The sequence below is a fragment of the Rhizobium sp. SVR5-9E genome (assembly GCF_056755095.1).
The window spans coordinates 1-241 of the sequence record NZ_JBNDHS010000669.1 but is presented as its reverse complement, the minus strand read 5'-3'; the positions used below and the strand labels follow the sequence as shown (position 1 = coordinate 241).

Here is a 241-nt window from a genome sequence, read left to right as displayed (position 1 = left end):
CGTTAATCACCATGATCAGGATGCCCGCAATGGCATCACCGCGAACAAACTTACTCGCACCGTCCATCGAGCCGTAGAAGTCAGCTTCCTGCGTCACTTCCGAGCGGCGCTTTTTGGCTTCATCTTCGGCAATAAGCCCGGCGTTCAGATCCGCGTCGATGGCCATCTGCTTGCCCGGCATCCCGTCAAGCACAAAACGCGCGCCCACTTCCGCGATACGTCCGGCACCTTTGGTGATAAC

Annotated in this window: 1 protein-coding gene; it reads right to left on the bottom strand. The window is 57.7% G+C overall.

Annotation, left to right across the window (positions count from 1 at the left end):
* Nucleotides 1-241 (bottom strand): FHIPEP family type III secretion protein (locus tag ACPYOJ_RS36485; protein ID WP_481420553.1); only part of this gene is annotated, 241 nt, incomplete at both ends.